Raw genomic sequence first — 17,301 nt, forward strand, 5'->3', positions numbered from 1 at the left:
ACCCCGCCATAAGACGCGTTGGTAACGCGGCCGCACCAACGTTTGAAAAATGGGCGCTAAGCGTTGAATCCAATTGCTTCCAATCAATGATCTTAGTCAGTCGTACTAAAGGATGATTGGGGTTAATGATGTCAACGAGCTGAGGTTGGAATAAATCCTTTTGCGGTATGGTCTTTGTTTGACGAGGCTTCATAAAACTCACCTGTTCTGCAACTTTTTGGGTCTTATAGCGTATTTATAGCAAGATTTAGATATTAACTATCTTATAAAAATACATTAGATTCAATAGGTTGAGATTTTTTTCAGGGACGACTCAGTAGAAGCAAGATTAACTATAAAAACGGGCATCATTCATGATGCCCGTTTTTTAAATTTAAATTAACTGATTATTAAACCCCATCAACCATCTTAACAAAGTATCGAAGGGGAATTAAATACTATAACTCTCCTCTTAACGAAATCACATTCGAATCACTGGCGTCTTGCTCTTGGGCTTTTTTTGCATTCCACACCAAATCTCCAATACCATCCGTTGGTTGAAAGTCAGTTGGCGCTTCTATCAATATCTCACGAACTTTTTCATTATCAAACTCATGGCATGCTTTATCTAACCGCTCCATCGTTTCCATAAAGTCTGATAGAGTTAAGAATCGTTCATTCGCCGTCATGATACGCTTGTGCTGTGTTTCTTGAACGTTATCGCCTATTAATAGCTCTTCAAATAACTTCTCGCCAGGGCGTAACCCTGTAAACTGGATTTCAATATCGCCATTAGGATTAGCTGTAGACTTAACTTCCAAACCAGATAATCGAATCAAGTTTTCAGCAAGATCAACAATCTTAACAGGCTCCCCCATATCCAATACAAACACATCACCGCCCTTCCCCATTGCACCAGCTTGAATAACCAACTGAGCCGCTTCTGGGATGGTCATAAAGTAACGGATAATATCAGGGTGAGTAACTGTAATCGGCAGATTTTCACGGATTTGTTTCTTGAATACTGGAATAACAGAACCAGAAGAGCCAAGTACATTACCAAAACGTACCATACAGAAACGCGTAAACTTCTCTTGCTTTGCGGCTTTTTTAGCTTCTGCCTCAGCCAAAGCTTGCAGACCTAACTCAGCCATGCGCTTTGTTGCCCCCATAACATTGGTAGGACGGACGGCTTTATCAGTAGAAATTAAAACAAAAGATTCCACACCACTTTCAATAGCAGCTTTTGCGGAATAATAAGTACCAAAAGCATTATTTCGCACCCCTTCAACCACATTATATTCCACTAGAGGAACATGCTTATAAGCCGCTGCGTGGTAAACGGTGTTGACCCTAAACGCTTTCATAATTGACGCCAAACGGTTAAGACGCTGCACAGAACCAATTAACGGTATAATTTTGACGCTAAAAGACTCTTGCTGAAGGATTTCATTTAATTCTTTATCAATTTGATACACCGCAAATTCTGATACATCGAACAAAATTAAGACACTAGGCTGTTGAGTCAAAATTTGACGGCACAATTCAGAACCAATAGAACCACCGGCTCCAGTCACCATAACAACCTTGCCAAAGATATTAGACTGCATTAACGAAGCAACCGGCTCTACTACGTCACGCCCTAACAAATCGTCTACAGCCACATCTTGCAATTCATTAACTTTGGCTTTCCCTGTGACAATATCATCAAAGTCTGGCACGGTTAGCACCTCAACCGCATAAGGAAGCAACTGACCAATTACCTTTTTACGATCAGAACGACTAGCGCGAGGAATAGCCAACAAAACTTTGCCAATGTCATATTTAGCAATTAATTCGGCTATTTTATCTACATGATAAACAGGAACACCTTGAATAATGGTGTTAGCCAGTGACGTATCATGATCAATAAAGCCTTTTACCCTATAGTTGGATGCTTGTCGCAACGCTAATGATAACTGACGACCGGCAGACCCAGCACCAAACACCAAGACAGACTCGTAACCTTTTCTAGGCTTTTGAATTAACAAAGCACGAACCAAAACTCGTGAGCCACCACACAACATCACTAAAAAAGGAAAATAAATAATAGGTACTGTGCGAGGAATATTTGCACCGAAGAAATAAGCAAATGTAGTAATACTCAAAGCCGAAATTGCCGCCCCGACTAAAATTGCAGTAAAGGCATGAAAGGTTAAATAACGTAAAATTGCCCGGTACAAGCCGAGCTTCACATTCGAAAATAGAGTAACCGCTATTGTTCCAGCAACGACAAACCATATAGATTGATAGGCGAACAGGCTGAACTCACCCAAACGAGCCCAATAAGCAAAAGCAAAAGCCAGAAAAACAAAAATAGCGTCAACCGCTAAACTAATAAGACGCTTGTAAGTACGAGGAAGAGACCAAAGAAAATCCAATTTTTTTACCATCTAATACACCCTAAAAAACACATCACCCGTAGGTCAGATTAGCCGAGGTACGAGGCGTGATCTGACATTTTAGACCAGCAACACCAAATCACCTACCGGTAGGTCTTCAGGCCGACAAAAAACCTCTACATACAAAAACGAAAATGTCGCGCCAAAGCACGACCTACAAACTCAACTAAAAACATTCTACGCCAATTTGACAAACAATTCGCATTTAAGGTTTGCGAAAGTAATAACTACCCCTTAACTCTATCACCAGACCCACTGCCCGTTACCGTCTTGATGATATAAACAAAGTAGTTTTTCAGAGACATCTCTTGAATCATCTTAGCATCAGTTTCCGCCAGCAACTTAGGCGTCGACATATCAATATCAGAAATTTGTGCCAATCCCGATAATAGACAAATCAACAAGACGCCATAGAAAACACGGTCTGAATAACTTGAACCGTCTTATCCATTTCTTCTTCCGTTAAAGTCGGGTGAACTAAAAACATCATACTGGTCTCACCAAGTTCAACAGCTTTAGGAAGGCGTTTTTCTGGTCTCCAAGGGGTATTATCAAAGGCTTTTTCAAGATACACCTCTGAACAACTACCTTGAAAACACGGAACACCAAGCTTTACGATTTCTTCAACGATCCGATCACGGCTCCAGCCTTCGGCTAAATGTTCTGGCACAACAAACATGTAATGCTTGTATTCCGCGTGTTCAATATACTCCGGCACCTTCACCAAGCGTACACAAGAAAAACCTTTAGCAGCATTATCAATCATAGCACCGTAAGCTTGGCGTTTAGCCGTCCATACAGCCATTCGAGTCAGCTGAATACGACCAATCGCAGCTTGCATTTCTAACATACGCCAATTAGTACCAAAGCTTTCGTGCAACCATCGAAACCCTGGTGGGTGTTCTTTGTGGTAGATAGCATCATAGCTTTTGCCATGATCTTTATATGACCACATAGCAGACCAAAGCGAATAATCATTCGTGGTGACCATGCCGCCTTCACCACCCGTCGTCATGATTTTATCTTGGCAGAAGCTCCAAGCACCAATATGACCAATACTACCAACAGAACGACCTTTGTATTTGGCACCATGAGCCTGCGCACAGTCTTCTATAACAAAGAAACCATGCTCTTTGCTCAACGCCATAATGGCATCCATTTCCGCAGGCATACCCGCTAAATGCACAACAATAACGGCTTTGGTATGGGCAGTAAGGGCCGCCTTGATACTGTCGGCAGTAATAACCTGACTGTTCAAGTCCACATCAGCAAAGACTGGGGTTGCGCCCACAGTAACAATACTCGAAGCCGACGCCAAAAACGTACGAGGTGTGGTGATCACTTCATCACCCTGCGTAACACCAAGCGCTTTAAGCGCCAAATCCAGAGCAACAGTGCCATTGGCTAAAGCGATAGCGTATTCAGTCCCTACCCAAGCGGCAAATTCTTTTTCGAACTCACGGCACTCAGTACCCGTCCAATAATTCACCTTATTGGATAAAATAACCTGACTCACAGCATCGGCTTCTTCTTGAGTGAAAGAAGGCCAAGGAGAAAAAGGGGTGTTTAACATGATGTTCCTATGAATTCCGTCTAAGAAAAATTAATTATGATGCCGTATAACAATAGCAGGTGATCCAAAAGCAGTAACATGGGAAGGTATGTTCTTTAAAACGGTGCTTCCAGCGCCGATGAGGCAGTAATCACCTAATTCAACCAATTGCTTCACTTGACTACCAATACCCAACCAACAACCAGTGCCAACTATAACACCACCGGCCAAAGCCGTATTAGGACAAATATGAGAAAAATCCCCTATCGAGCAGTCGTGCTCAACCACCGCCGAACTATTGATAATGACACCCTTACCAATATCAGCAAAAGCATTGACTACAGCGCCAGCAAAAACAACACAACCATGCTGTAATTTCGCATATTGACTGACCACAGCAGAAGGGTGAATTAATGTAGGTATCGTAAAGTCTTTATCAAGTAACAAAGCTATTTTTTGTTGGCGTGTTTTGTTGTGCCCAATGGCAACCGCGACATCAGTTTGAGTGCTATCAAGCATCAGCAGATCGTCAAAAGTGCCTTCGATTGGCCAGTGCTCTATCATGGTTTTGTTGGGGTAAGCATCATCATAAAAATGAACGACATAACCCAATTGCTCAGCTAAATCCGCCACCACTTTTCCGTGTCCGCTTGCACCCAAGATCGCTAACTTTTTATCGTTCATGACCAGAACCTTTGAAGGGTTCAATGGTAACATGACCATCTGCGCTGATCCCTTCGCGCACAAAGACTTTCTTTACCGTAAGCAACAGTATTTTAATGTCTAACCAAAAGCTTTGATTATCCACATACCAAACGTCGAGTTTGAACTTATCTTCCCAACTAATCGCATTGCGGCCATTGACCTGTGCCCACCCCGTAATGCCGGGCCGCACATTGTGGCGGCGGGCTTGTTCTTTGTTGTAAAGTGGCAAATATTGAACCAATAGCGGACGTGGACCTACCAAACTCATATCGCCTTTTAGAACATTAAATAAGCCAGGCAATTCGTCTAGACTGGTAGAGCGTAAAAAGGCACCAAACTTAGTCATACGTTGCTCATCAGGAAGCAAGTTACCTTGTTTGTCTTTCGCATCCAACATAGAGCGAAACTTCATCATTTTAAAGACACGATCATTTAAACCGGGACGATCTTGAGTAAATAAGATAGGAGAGCCAAGTTTAAAGCGAATAAGCAAAGCAACAACAATAATCACAGGAGATAAAACTAACAGCCCAATAAAAGCAGATGTAAAATCAAACAGACGTTTCATTTTTTTACTCCCGTAACCCAAGCAACCCATTTATCAGCAAGGTTATGACGATTAAAATCTAATTTTGCTAAGGCCAGTGCTCTTTCACCCATATCTGGTAACAGCTCCTTATTATCGGCCGCGTGTTCTAGCGCATCTGCAAATGCAGAAGCATTATCGGGCTCAACAGCATAACCGCAGTTGTTATCTTTAATCATACCCGCTAACCAGCCAGGGTAGTTATTAAGAACAGGTAAACCAGCAGCAATGTAATCAAAAAATTTATTTGGCGATGTGCCATAGTAAAATGCTGGTACATTGGCAAGCAGTTGCATTCCGATATCGGCACTCGCCATTAAACCTGCCAACTTAGTTTTGTTAACTGGGTCATGAAATATTACATTGCTTAACTCTTGTTGCTGCGCACGCTGCTGCAATTCTGGCTTCAGCTTACCTTGCCCAATTAAGACAAGCTTGATGTCATTCCTACCACGGTTTTTCAGCTCAGTTGCTGCATCTAAAGCCGCGTTAAGACCGTTAGCCATACCATGGGTACCAGTAAATATCGCCATCAAATCCGTTGCCAAAACACCTTCAGGTCGCCAAACATCTGCTTTGTCGGAAAAAATCTCCAAATCACAACCATTGGGAACCGTTAAAATGTTATCTGTTGCTACTCCTCGCGCGGCAATCCCTTTTACAATACCAGGTGACAAACCAATACAGCGATGTGCAGAGCGATAAGACACCCACTCAAGTACCGACATTGCCCCCAGAATTAGCGGATTAGTAATAACCCCCATTGCTTTAGGTAATTCAGGCCAGAGATCACGCACTTCAAACACAAAAGACTTACCTCTAAGCCAACGAGCAAAGGTACCAGGGATGCCAGCAGTTAAAGGCGTCGTTGTAGCAAACACTACATCGTATTTTGCAGTGAGCGCGACACCTATACTTTTAAGGGCAAATTTTAGAAATACCATCGCCCGTTTTACAAATCCATCACTATTCGAATAGGATAAATCAAACTCTATGACGTATATCCCATCAACAAAACCTTCTCTACGACCTTTGTCGAAATCATGAGATAGGCCAGTCACCCCACCACCATAGCTACCGCATACTACAGTAACCAGATGTCCGTGTTTTAGAAGCCGCTGAGCCATCTCATAAGAACGAATTCCAGCAGAGCCTTTTGGAGTGGAGAAATGTTGGTGGAAATAAAGTATTATCATTACTTAAATATTCCCTTAATAAACCCTTTTAAAAACAAAATTGGAGCTTTAATTATCAAACGAAAATGCACAATATAGTCTATTAATAATGTAATACCATTAAATTTTATATTTATAATATTTACATCTGATAATTCTATTGCTCTAACCATTTTTCTTATAATAAAGTTAGAATTATATTGTCCTTTTATAACAAGAAAAGAAGATTTAGAAAGATAACCCCTTCGATATTCCATGGAGTCAACTATTTCAGAGAACGTTACGCCACGAGAGGAAAAATTTTCGTCGAAAAAAGTTCTCCCTACATCGTAATCATCTCGATCAAAGATCCATTTGAATTTGTAATTACTTCTAAAAACACGTTCATCACCATCTAAACAAATTGTAGGTATAGAAATAGATGCGGATTCTAAACAGGTTGTACCATGAGCAAAGACTAAATCGAAATTATTTGATAAAAACTCATGAAAATCACCATAAGGAACCCCTTCAACGAAACGAATATCCTTTGAAAATTCACTTCTCTCACAAATATCACGAATTTTAGCAACTCCAGCACCAGTTGCTAAAATAGTAAGGTTTACAAAACTATTAGGGAAGATCTGCTTATACTCTATAAATTTTTCTACCAAAAAGACAACACAATTAAATTTTATCGAAAGATCTATTCTACCTACCCAAGCAAAATTATAACTTTTAGCAGTGAATTTATAAGTGAGGTTTTTATTTTTAAAATCAATATATAAAGGAAGAAAAGGATCATATGACAAAGCCTCTTTACCATAAACCTCGAAACACAACCTATCCATAAAATAGACTGACTTCTGACTCAAAGAAAGATCAAGATTATAAAAACCAAGGTATCTATTCTTTATATACTTCTTTGCATTTAAATCAACATTCAATTTTTTAGATAAATTCACAACAGGCATATTTAAAGGCGAAACAACCCAAAATAGAAAAACCACTTCCCCACTAAAAAAAAGGGGGGAAAAATTCATATAATTAAAACTAGTAACAAGTGTCACTTTAAAATCAAAAACAAATGGTGCAGAAGAAAAATCAAAAAAATCTACGCCAGTTCCAATCAATTCTTTTCTAAGTGTACCATCATTAAAATCAACATAACCTACATCAATATTATTACTATGTAGCATTTTAATACAACGAAGAAATAGCGTTTGAGCTCCCCCGAGGTCATGAGAAGGATAAAAGAAGATGATTTTATTATTAATTATATTTTCGAACATAACCCAACCTGCCAATCACCAAAAAAACAAAAAGGAAAGAATTATCAACAAATGACCCACTAAAAAGAGAATTTAAAAAAACAAATAAAATAATTGCTTTTAGTTTTATATTTTTTATTGATAAAAAATAATAATAAATAATAAATAATAAATAAAAACCCAAAAAACCAAACTCAACCAAAATTTCTAAAATTAAATTATGTGGATATAAATGCTCTCCATATTTAGACCAATTCCCAACACCTATACCACTAGGGTTATTTCTAAACACTTCGATTGCATGCAACCATTCATACCATCTAGCCCCTACACTTCCACTATTATTATTAGATAATAAAATCGATGCATCAAGTGAAAAAGCAAAAGATATAATATCAGAAAAAAACTGTGTTATACGTGGTGAAAAATAGTCAATCAAATAAAAAGCTGCTAGTAAGAAAAACAAAAAACCAAAAACCCTCCCCCCTCTGATTTTTTTAAAGTCAACATAATAATACATAATAGAAATAACACACGCTAAAAGGGGACCCTTCGATGCCATTACCACTCCAATAATAAAAAACAGCAATGCGATAAGAATCTTAAACTTTCCATCATAATAAAGAAAAACTATTAAACAAACTAACAAACTAAATCTTGAAAACGTTATAGGTCCATTAAGGCCCATAACAATTCGCTCCCCCCCCCCCCAACCACGAAAAAAAAACATATAAAAAACAATCAAAAGCACATAAACACCGAGAAGAAATGAAAAATATAACATAGAACGATTGAAGTCGATTCTTTTCTTATAAAGAAAAAAGATACAAACAATAATAGAAACAGACAACAAAGAATTAATTATTTTGTAAACGCCAAATACATTAAACTCCCCAACCAAAAAAGAAGGAACAGCGAGAAGAGCCAATAAGAATGGTAAAAGTGTTTTATTTATAAAAAAAAACAAAAAGCATAACAAAAAATAAAAAATAAATAATGAAAAAAAACCACTTTCACCAACTAGAGAAAGAGGAATTAAATGTTTGCCTATCAAAAAAATGACAAACAAGGCTAAAGCAAAGAAAAAATCAACTAAATTTATTTTCATGGGCACTCAAAAAAACATACAAATAATATAAAAAACAAACTAAAACTGGAATAAGCAAAGACAAATTAAAAAAACCAAGACAACATGAAAAAAGGAAAGCGCCTCCAAACAATAGCTCACCAAACAATAATTTCTGAGGTTTTTCAATTATATAAAGAATGTAATACATCACTATTGAGACAAGCCTAATCGAATTAATAAAAAGCAAAAAAGAAAGAGAAGAATCATAATCAAGCTTAAGTATTTCCTCACCAAATAACAAATTGAAAATTCGATTTCTGAACACATAAATAATTAAAGATGAAAAAAACGAAAAAAACGAAAAAAACAAAAACAACTTAAATATATATTTTTTTGTCAATCCACCAGATCTAAGTTTTTTGGTTACTATACCAGTAACCAAAACACTTAATATTGGAGAAAGGATAAGAAGAAAAATCGAAGAAATTTGCCATTCAGCTTCCCAGTATGACACAAAATCCCATCCAAAATTTTGAGACAATCTATATCTAAAGTAAACAACCACGGAAGGAAAAACAAAAGATGATACTATAGTTAAAAGATATAAATTAAATATTTCAAAATAAATATTTTTTTTAAAAATAAAACCATTAAAAGAAAAAGCACTCTTATCAAACAAGAAAATTGACAGGTAAATGTAATATGAAATCAAATACAAAAACAACGCAGACCAAATATTAAAATTCAAATTATATAATATTAAAAAAGTAAAGAAAGATAACACGGTCGACTTCAGCTTTGACATAGAGAGATTTTTAGAGTCACCATAAAATATAACTAGACCGACAAAAAAATTAGCAAAAAAACCAAAAAAAACAAATAAATATATATAGCTAATTTTTCGCCCCACTACATTATCTATATCCTCACTAAATAAAAAAAATACAATAGAGACTAGCCCACTAAAAACAAAAACAGTTATGGCCAGATCGAAAATTGCCCGCTGATCGTATTTAATTAAAACCTTATTAATACCTAATATAAAAACGCTAGAGCTTACAGATACTATAAGAGCTGTCACCATTTTCAACTGACTAAAATTCGCTAGAAGCGAAAGATCACTCATATTAGAAACTATTTTAATCACAAAAAGGGCTGAAAATATCTTCAATACACCATCTAAAGCTAAATTAACACTACCCTTCAAATGATAAAAATATTTAAAATGCATTCAAAGCATCCACTATATAAGATATTTCATTTTCATTCATTGTAGGATCCATAGGAATAGACAAAACCTCATCATGAATTTTTTCAGTAATAGGAAAAGTCTCCTTATTGAACTCTGGATATGCTTTCTGTTTATGAGGTGGGAAAGGGTAGTGGATAAGTGAAGCTATTTTTTTTCCTTCAAGATATTTTGAAAGAGCATTTCGCTCTTTGGTTCTAATAACAAATAAATGCCATACAGAAATTTCTGTAGAAAAATAACCTGGTAATTTTATTTTCGGGTTATTCACCCCTTCAATATATTTATTAGCTATAAAACGCCTAGACATTATTTCGCCTTCTAAATATTTTAACTTAACTCTAAGTATTGCTGCTTGCATCTCATCAAGTCGGCTGTTCACTCCTTGATAAATATTTTCATATTTTTTATGGCTACCGTAATTGCCTAGTGCTCGTATCGTCTGTGCGAGTTCATCATCACTAGTCGTAATAGCTCCAGCGTCTCCTAATGCACCGAGATTTTTACCTGGATAAAAGCTAAAGCCACTAGCATCCCCCCAATTACCTGCCTTTATTCCATTGATACTTGCGCCATGTGCCTGCGCAGAATCTTCTAAAACTAATAAATTATGGTGGTTGGCAATCTCCATAATGGATGGCATATCAGCCATTTGACCATATAAATGAACGGGTAAAATAGCGCGAGTTTTTCGCGTAATTAATTTTTCAGTTTGCTTTGGACACAGGTTATATGTCGAAGGATCTGGTTCTACTAAAACAGGAGTTAAGTTGTTTTCAGTAATAGCTAGAATACTAGCAATATAAGTATTAGCGGGGACAATAACCTCGTCCCCGTCCTTCAGCTTACCCAATTCTTTCCATGCTCGCATAATCAGAGTCAACGCATCCAAGCCATTAGCAACGCCAACACAATGCTTAACACCGCAATATAGTGCAAATCCCTGTTCAAATGCTTTTACTTCCACACCTTGGATATACCAACCAGAATCAATTACATTGGTAACCGCTTGAATCAGCTCTTTTCTATATTTCTCATTATTTTTTTTCAGGTCTAAAAATTTAATCATTTATAAAAATCTCATAAAAATCGTGAGTAAACGCACGCGCACCGAAACCTTCTTTTTGCGCAATAAGACCTTTATTTAAAAACCTACCATTTTTTTCTGTAGAAATACCAAAATCAAAATATTTTTTCCCTTTATAAATATTTCTAACCAAATGATCGATAACTAAATCTAAAGCACCCAATTCTCTTCCTTTCTCATTATTAGCTAAGTATTGTGTATGCACAATATTTTTATTTTCATAAACAATTGTACCAGATAGCAATTCACCATCTAACCTAGCAACATAACACTTTATATTTTCGGGAAAACTAGAACGAAGAAAGTCAATTTCTGATAAAGAATGTACAGGAATAGCATCATGATTGAATTTTAAGACTTTTGTTAGCAAATCCCAATAATCAGTTAAATCATTTTCTTCAGATACTTCTATTCCTATTTTCGTAGCTTTCTTTATTTTTCGCTTCCTGATTTCTTGATAAGGAATAGGATTAGATAAATCTATTGATACCGTAACATCCCTTCTAATTAGTTTAGCTTCAAGTAAGAAAAGCGAATATAAATCTTCTTGCGATGGATATGTATGATAAAGATCAGGTACTCTTTTATATATTAAAGAATCAACATTATCTCTAATTTTTAAAAATTCAACAATTGATAAAAGCATGTCATACACTTGTTCAGTTGTTGACTTATTTGAAAGCAATAAACCACCAAATGTTAAACCTTGGTGACTATATAACTTACGCTCATCTAAGTTTGCAGGAAGTAAGGCTACAAGACGATTTTTCTCGTCATAAAGCATAAGTGAAAAATCATAAAAACGATCAGAGTGGTAATCCATATAATTTCGATAGAACATAAAATGCGAATTTTTAGAATTTTTTACAAATTCATCCCACTCTTTCTTTTTTTCCACACTATAAATAAATACATTAAAATTCATAAAACTTAATCCAAAAGTTCAGCATATCCAAAACCAGTTTCCCCATTATTATTGCCATTATAAAACATATAGACTTTTCCATTTACATCAACGACACTAGGATAACAAATCATCTCAGAATCCCAGCCTTCATCTGAAACATCGAACGGGGAGCAAAACTCTCTATCCCAAACTATTCCATCACTAGAAACTGCATACTCAATTCTATATAGCCGATCTTCATATCTTGATGAATAAAGCATATGGTACTTTTCATTTTTTTTGAATACCCAAGGACGCGCAACAGCAAATTCACCTTTATCTATACGTGGCTTTAAACAAGAAATATTTTTCATATCCCATATTTTCCCATCATTAGATTCAGCATAACCAATATGATAGTCCATAAAAGACTTACCTTTAACCTTAAGCCATTTAGTTGCGTACCAATGCCACATCTTATAAATACCATCTTCGTAAATTACACAAGGCGCACCTTGTGAAATATACCTAAATTCATTTCTCGATAAAATCGGAGCATTACTAAAGCGTTTAAATTCCGTTAAATCAGTAGATACAGCAAGCCCTGCAAAAAGCATATATGGAGTTTTGACAGTTCTTTGGAATCCAACTGTGTACAAATAAAACTCATCTTTCTCTTGACTCTTAATAATACAAGATGGAACTACACCACAATCATCAAACGTACCATCATCCCCAAGACCAAGTATATAGTCATTGTGTTCATATAAAATATTTAATGGATTACCGGCATCTAAGTCTAAAAATGTTATACGTCCGTAATTATCTTTATCGGTTGTCCCTATAAATACTCTAATAATTCCTTTTTCTTCTAGGTATATTGGAGTGGGTAAAATGTCATATTTTTGATTCCATGAATACTGTTTATTAGGCTGGTGTATGATCCCTCTTTTCTCCCACTTCATAACTCTTTTATCCTAAATAATCGATGTGTATTAATCTTTGACAACACTGTTTGAGGCTCTTGATAAAAGCCTTTTATAATTGTATTTTTTTGAATTAATGCACCCGCTCCAACAAAGCTATCAATACTAATTGAAACATTATCTTCCACCGTTGAATTAACACCTATAAAAGAGAAATCTCCAATAGAGCAGTAACCGGAGATAACACAATGTGACGAAATAAAACAATGATCACCGACGATCGAACTGTGTCCTAAATGATTGCCGCTCCACATCACTACATTATTGCCAACCTTAGTAAAAGGTTGCAAAGTATTATCTTCTAATATGAAACAGTTCTCACCAATTTCAACATTACGCCAAACAAACGCACGGCTGCTTATATAAGATACAAGCTCGTAGCCTAATGACTTAGTTCTATCATAGAGCCCCTTTCTAACTCTATTAAGTTTGGTTGAACTGACAGCAACAAAAGCCTTATATTTTTGAGGAGGATAATTTTCAACCAGTTCATCAAGAGCAATAACAGGCAACCCTAAAAAATCATCTTCTTTTATATAGTCACGATCCAATGAGAAGGCTACGACATTATACTCACTATCATGTGTAAAATATTCAAAAGCTAGATGGGCGGTTTCACCACCGCCAATTATCACTATATCAGTCACTTGCTAACTCCTTAAAATTCGTATAATCTCTTATGTAGTCTGATTCATCGTATAGCTGATTAGCTAAAACTAGCAACACACAATCATCACTAAAGTCATGCATCTCGTGCCATACCATGTCTTCAATAAAAATACCTTTTGTAGCTGAATCCAACCACACTTCTTCTCGAAACTCACCATCATCTAACACCATACGGCATCGGCCTGTCACACAGACCGCCACTTGCTTTAGCTGCCTATGGGCATGAAAACCACGGGCAACACCTTGCTGCGTACCAAATATGTAGTACACGCGTTTAATATCAAATGGTATGGATTGTTGGCTCTCTAACGCGACTAGTGAACCACGATCATCACCTAAAGGTGGAAAACTGATTAATTGAATTAAACTCACTCGTCGTCCTTAATAATTTCCAATAAATATTGACCATAGCTATTTTTTTGTAGCGGTTTAGCCAATATCTGAAGCTCTTCTTTTGTTAACCAACCTTGATAAAAAGCGATCTCTTCCAAACAAGCGATTTTATAGCCTTGGCGCTTTTCTATGGTTTCGACAAACTGAGCCGCTTCTAACAAACTTTCATGAGTACCAGTGTCTAACCATGCAAATCCACGGCCTAGCATTTCGACATTCAGCTTATTCTGCTTTAGGTACATTTCGTTAAGGCAAGTAATTTCTAACTCACCACGTTCAGATGGCTGCACTTGTTTGGCCAACTCAACGACTGAATTATCGTAAAAATACAATCCCGTCACCGCAAAATGCGATTTCGGTTTAGTAGGTTTCTCTTCAATCGAAATGGCTTTTTTATTCGCATTAAACTCCACAACCCCAAAGCGCTCAGGGTCTTTTACTTGGTAACCAAAAACCGTCGCACCTTGACCGTTTTTCGCGTTTTCAACAGCCTGTTTTAGTTTAGGTGTAAAACCTTGGCCGTAGAAAACATTATCCCCTAAGACCAAACATACATCATCACTGCCTATAAAGCCTTCACCTAGAATAAAAGCTTGAGCAAGTCCATCAGGGCTCGGCTGCACCACATAACTTAATTCAATACCAAATTTCGAGCCGTCGCCTAAAAGACGCTGAAAGCTACTCTGATCTTCAGGTGTCGTTATGATCAATATTTCTCGAATTCCGGCCAACATAAGCACAGAAAGAGGGTAGTAAATCATTGGTTTGTCATAAACAGGAAGTAGTTGTTTAGACACCCCGATGGTAATCGGATAAAGCCGCGTACCTGAGCCGCCAGCTAGAACTATGCCTTTCATTGTTGCAACTCCTGACCTAAAGTGCCCAAGCGCTCTCGCTGATAAGAACCATCTTGTACGTTATGACACCAGTCTTGATTCGCTAAATACCATTCAACTGTTTTTCGAAGCCCTGTTTCAAAGGTTTCTTGTGGTTGCCAATTCAATTCTCGACTCATCTTCGATGCATCGATGGCATAGCGGCGATCGTGTCCTGGCCTATCAGACACAAAAGTAATTTGTTCCGCGTATTGGGTATCTTTCGGACGAAGTTCGTCCAAGATCTCACAAATGGTTTTCACCACGTCAATGTTTTGCTTTTCATTGTGGCCGCCTATGTTGTAGGTTTCACCCACCTTTCCTTCCGTTACGACTTTATACAAGGCCCGAGCATGATCTTCTACGTACAGCCAATCACGTATTTGATCGCCTTTACCGTAAATAGGCAGAGGCTTGCCCTCAAGTGCATTTAAAATAACCAACGGGATCAGCTTTTCAGGAAAATGATAAGGCCCATAATTATTGGAACAATTTGTCACTATCGTTGGAAAACCATAAGTCCTTAACCAAGCACGTACCAAATGATCACTGGATGCTTTGCTCGCAGAATAAGGGCTGCTAGGTGCATAAGGTGTGGTTTCTGTAAATAATGGAAGCTCACCTGTCATTTCATCAGGGTGCGGCAAGTCACCATACACTTCGTCTGTGGAAATATGATGAAAGCGAAAAGCGCTTTTACGATCCTCCTCTAAAGCATTCCAATATTCGCGAGCCGCTTCCAATAACGTGTAAGTCCCCACTATATTAGTTTGAATAAAGTCCGCAGGGCCTGTAATAGAACGATCAACATGACTTTCGGCTGCTAAATGCATCACAGCATCTGGCTGATGTGTTTGAAAAACACGATCTAGCGCTACTCTATCGCAAATATCGACCCGCTCAAAGGCGTAACGATCTGAATGATCAACACTCGCAAGGCTTTCAAGATTGCCCGCATAGGTAAGCTTATCGACATTCACCACACTGTCTTGGGTCTTTTGGATAATATTACGGGTTACTGCAGAACCAATAAAACCCGCACCGCCAGTTACTAAGATTCTCACTACCAAATACCCTTTGTATCAATAAGATAACTAGATTTAAGATCTGAAGACTTAAATTGTTTGTGATTCACCAGTAACAAATGAACATCTGCTATTTCTTTCGCAGCTTCAAAGTTTACAAGCTCAAACGATGTATTCATAACAGGTAGTTCTTTTATATTTGGCTCAACGGCCAATACTTTACCAGCATGCATCTCAGTAATTTTTTTTGTGATATTAAGCGCTGGGCTTTCGCGTAGATCGTCTATATCAGGCTTAAAAGCCAAGCCATAACAGGCAATGGTAACGTCTTTCGCTGTTTTATCTGGATTGGCTTGTAGAAAGTCTGCAATCGCAATCTTAACTTTATTAATTACCCACTCTGGCTTGGCATCGTTTACTTTACGTGCCGTATGAATCAATTTGGCTTCATCTGGCGTTTTGCTGACGATGAACCAAGGGTCTACGGCGATACAGTGTCCACCTACGCCAGGCCCTGGCTGTAAAATATTGATACGCGGATGACGGTTCGCCAGTGATATTAGCTCCCATACGTCGATATCAAGCTTGTCACAAATAATAGAAAGCTCATTAGCAAAGGCAATTTGCACGTCACGGCATGAGTTTTCTGTTAGCTTTGCCATTTCTGCAGTGCGAGCATTGGTAATAACGCACTCACCTTGAACAAAGGTTTTGTATAACTCAACAGCACGAGCAGAACATTTCGCCGTCATGCCGCCAATTACGCGATCATTCTCGACCAATTCACGTACCACATGACCAGGCAAAACACGTTCAGGGCAATGGGCCACGTTCACATCAGCATTGTCTCCCACTGTTTGCGGAAAGGTTAAATCTGGCCGCGCTACAGCAAGCCATTCTGCCATTTGTTCTGTTGCGCCCACCGGAGACGTTGATTCCAGAATTACCAAGTCACCTTTTTTTAACACGGGTGCAATCGCGTTTGCTGCCGCTTCTATGTACTTTAAATCAGGCTGAGGAATATCTCCTTCCGTTTGAACAGGCAAAAAAGGTGTTGGAACAGCAATTAAAAAAGCATCCGCCGGCTCCGGCTTTAACACGGCTTTTAGATAACCTTCTGTAACGGCTGCGTGAACGATCATGTCTAGATCAGGTTCAACAATGTGGATCTCTCCACGGTTGATAGTGTCTACTGCCCGTTGACTGACATCTACACCAATCACCTTTTTCTTTCTAGAGGCAAACATAGCCGCAGTTGGCAGGCCTATATACCCTAAACCAATCACAGAAATCGTATTAAAAGACATGATATTCCTTAACTTTCAAAATTTATTGTTGCTGTCGCTATTGTCGGCTTAAAGGCACGACCTACAT

18 protein-coding genes are annotated in these 17,301 nt (G+C 37.8%); all 18 read right to left on the minus strand.

Annotated features, from left to right (window positions below; all coding sequences use genetic code 11):
* Positions 1 to 193, minus strand: a 193-nt coding sequence (locus tag I8J31_RS08940; RefSeq protein WP_499844756.1) for a transposase, incomplete at its 3' end; no start/stop codon positions are given.
* A gap of 244 nt (positions 194 to 437) precedes the next feature.
* The gene (locus I8J31_RS08945) at positions 438 to 2,411 is read right to left on the minus strand and encodes a polysaccharide biosynthesis protein (RefSeq protein ID WP_199468002.1); all 1,974 of its coding nucleotides are present in this window, start codon (positions 2,409 to 2,411) and stop codon (positions 438 to 440) included.
* Between the two features lie 236 nt (positions 2,412 to 2,647).
* Positions 2,648 to 2,821, minus strand: coding sequence for a hypothetical protein (locus tag I8J31_RS08950; RefSeq protein WP_199468004.1), 174 nt, complete (start codon positions 2,819 to 2,821; stop codon positions 2,648 to 2,650).
* Positions 2,818 to 3,993: a DegT/DnrJ/EryC1/StrS family aminotransferase gene (locus I8J31_RS08955; protein WP_199468005.1), complete on the minus strand. Its 1,176-nt coding sequence runs from the start codon at positions 3,991 to 3,993 to the stop codon at positions 2,818 to 2,820. Before I8J31_RS08955 ends, I8J31_RS08950 begins: the two co-directional genes overlap by 4 nt.
* A 30-nt stretch (positions 3,994 to 4,023) precedes the next feature.
* Positions 4,024 to 4,656, minus strand: a complete 633-nt coding sequence (locus tag I8J31_RS08960) for an acetyltransferase (protein WP_199468006.1) — start codon at positions 4,654 to 4,656, stop codon at positions 4,024 to 4,026.
* Positions 4,646 to 5,245, minus strand: a complete 600-nt coding sequence (locus I8J31_RS08965; RefSeq protein ID WP_199468008.1) for a sugar transferase — start codon at positions 5,243 to 5,245, stop codon at positions 4,646 to 4,648. Before I8J31_RS08965 ends, I8J31_RS08960 begins: the two co-directional genes overlap by 11 nt.
* Complete coding sequence (locus I8J31_RS08970; protein WP_199468010.1) at positions 5,242 to 6,459, minus strand: glycosyltransferase family 4 protein; 1,218 nt, start codon at positions 6,457 to 6,459, stop codon at positions 5,242 to 5,244. The genes I8J31_RS08965 and I8J31_RS08970 overlap by 4 nt, the downstream gene beginning before the upstream one ends.
* Positions 6,459 to 7,709 (minus strand): hypothetical protein, encoded by a 1,251-nt coding sequence (locus I8J31_RS08975; protein ID WP_199468012.1) that lies wholly within the window; start codon positions 7,707 to 7,709, stop codon positions 6,459 to 6,461. Before I8J31_RS08975 ends, I8J31_RS08970 begins: the two co-directional genes overlap by 1 nt.
* Positions 7,690 to 8,796 carry an O-antigen ligase family protein gene (locus I8J31_RS08980; protein ID WP_199468013.1) on the minus strand — a complete coding sequence of 369 codons (1,107 nt, stop codon included), beginning with the start codon at positions 8,794 to 8,796 and terminating at the stop codon, positions 7,690 to 7,692. Before I8J31_RS08980 ends, I8J31_RS08975 begins: the two co-directional genes overlap by 20 nt.
* Complete coding sequence (locus I8J31_RS08985; RefSeq protein WP_199468015.1) at positions 8,777 to 9,988, minus strand: MATE family efflux transporter; 1,212 nt, start codon at positions 9,986 to 9,988, stop codon at positions 8,777 to 8,779. Before I8J31_RS08985 ends, I8J31_RS08980 begins: the two co-directional genes overlap by 20 nt.
* Positions 9,978 to 11,075: a DegT/DnrJ/EryC1/StrS family aminotransferase gene (locus I8J31_RS08990; RefSeq protein ID WP_199468017.1), complete on the minus strand. Its 1,098-nt coding sequence runs from the start codon at positions 11,073 to 11,075 to the stop codon at positions 9,978 to 9,980. The genes I8J31_RS08985 and I8J31_RS08990 overlap by 11 nt, the downstream gene beginning before the upstream one ends.
* Positions 11,068 to 12,018 (minus strand): GNAT family N-acetyltransferase, encoded by a 951-nt coding sequence (locus tag I8J31_RS08995; RefSeq protein WP_199468019.1) that lies wholly within the window; start codon positions 12,016 to 12,018, stop codon positions 11,068 to 11,070. The genes I8J31_RS08990 and I8J31_RS08995 overlap by 8 nt, the downstream gene beginning before the upstream one ends.
* Positions 12,019 to 12,023: 5 nt before the next feature.
* On the minus strand, positions 12,024 to 12,944 hold the full coding sequence (locus I8J31_RS09000) for a glycoside hydrolase family protein (RefSeq protein ID WP_199468021.1): 921 nt from the start codon (positions 12,942 to 12,944) through the stop codon (positions 12,024 to 12,026).
* Positions 12,941 to 13,612 (minus strand): acetyltransferase, encoded by a 672-nt coding sequence (locus I8J31_RS09005; protein WP_199468023.1) that lies wholly within the window; start codon positions 13,610 to 13,612, stop codon positions 12,941 to 12,943. Before I8J31_RS09005 ends, I8J31_RS09000 begins: the two co-directional genes overlap by 4 nt.
* Complete coding sequence (locus tag I8J31_RS09010) at positions 13,605 to 14,006, minus strand: sugar 3,4-ketoisomerase (protein WP_199468025.1); 402 nt, start codon at positions 14,004 to 14,006, stop codon at positions 13,605 to 13,607. The genes I8J31_RS09005 and I8J31_RS09010 overlap by 8 nt, the downstream gene beginning before the upstream one ends.
* Positions 14,003 to 14,884 (minus strand): glucose-1-phosphate thymidylyltransferase RfbA, encoded by an 882-nt coding sequence (rfbA, locus tag I8J31_RS09015; RefSeq protein ID WP_199468027.1) that lies wholly within the window; start codon positions 14,882 to 14,884, stop codon positions 14,003 to 14,005. The genes I8J31_RS09010 and rfbA overlap by 4 nt, the downstream gene beginning before the upstream one ends.
* Complete coding sequence (gene rfbB, locus I8J31_RS09020; protein ID WP_199468029.1) at positions 14,881 to 15,966, minus strand: dTDP-glucose 4,6-dehydratase; 1,086 nt, start codon at positions 15,964 to 15,966, stop codon at positions 14,881 to 14,883. The genes rfbA and rfbB overlap by 4 nt, the downstream gene beginning before the upstream one ends.
* Entirely contained in the window at positions 15,966 to 17,234 is a 1,269-nt protein-coding gene (wecC, locus tag I8J31_RS09025) for a UDP-N-acetyl-D-mannosamine dehydrogenase (RefSeq protein WP_199468031.1), read from the minus strand. Before wecC ends, rfbB begins: the two co-directional genes overlap by 1 nt.
* Positions 17,235 to 17,301: the final 67 nt, after the last annotated feature.

The organism is Marinomonas transparens, from assembly GCF_016463975.1.
Classification (GTDB): Bacteria; Pseudomonadota; Gammaproteobacteria; order Pseudomonadales; family Marinomonadaceae; genus Marinomonas; species Marinomonas transparens.

Bases quoted from the DNA above. Each gene is read 5' to 3' on its own strand.
- rfbA (WP_199468027.1), bottom strand. From the start codon at position 14,884: ATGAAAGGCATAGTTCTAGCTGGCGGCTCAGGTACGCGGCTTTATCCG.
- I8J31_RS08995 (WP_199468019.1), bottom strand. From the start codon at position 12,018: ATGAATTTTAATGTATTTATTTATAGTGTGGAAAAAAAGAAAGAGTGG.
- I8J31_RS08980 (WP_199468013.1), bottom strand. From the start codon at position 8,796: ATGAAAATAAATTTAGTTGATTTTTTCTTTGCTTTAGCCTTGTTTGTC.
- I8J31_RS08945 (WP_199468002.1), bottom strand. From the start codon at position 2,411: ATGGTAAAAAAATTGGATTTTCTTTGGTCTCTTCCTCGTACTTACAAG.
- I8J31_RS08990 (WP_199468017.1), bottom strand. From the start codon at position 11,075: ATGATTAAATTTTTAGACCTGAAAAAAAATAATGAGAAATATAGAAAA.
- I8J31_RS08960 (WP_199468006.1), bottom strand. From the start codon at position 4,656: ATGAACGATAAAAAGTTAGCGATCTTGGGTGCAAGCGGACACGGAAAA.
- I8J31_RS08955 (WP_199468005.1), bottom strand. From the start codon at position 3,993: ATGTTAAACACCCCTTTTTCTCCTTGGCCTTCTTTCACTCAAGAAGAA.
- I8J31_RS09000 (WP_199468021.1), bottom strand. From the start codon at position 12,944: ATGAAGTGGGAGAAAAGAGGGATCATACACCAGCCTAATAAACAGTAT.
- I8J31_RS08970 (WP_199468010.1), bottom strand. From the start codon at position 6,459: ATGATAATACTTTATTTCCACCAACATTTCTCCACTCCAAAAGGCTCT.
- I8J31_RS08965 (WP_199468008.1), bottom strand. From the start codon at position 5,245: ATGAAACGTCTGTTTGATTTTACATCTGCTTTTATTGGGCTGTTAGTT.
- I8J31_RS08985 (WP_199468015.1), bottom strand. From the start codon at position 9,988: ATGCATTTTAAATATTTTTATCATTTGAAGGGTAGTGTTAATTTAGCT.
- wecC (WP_199468031.1), bottom strand. From the start codon at position 17,234: ATGTCTTTTAATACGATTTCTGTGATTGGTTTAGGGTATATAGGCCTG.
- I8J31_RS08975 (WP_199468012.1), bottom strand. From the start codon at position 7,709: ATGTTCGAAAATATAATTAATAATAAAATCATCTTCTTTTATCCTTCT.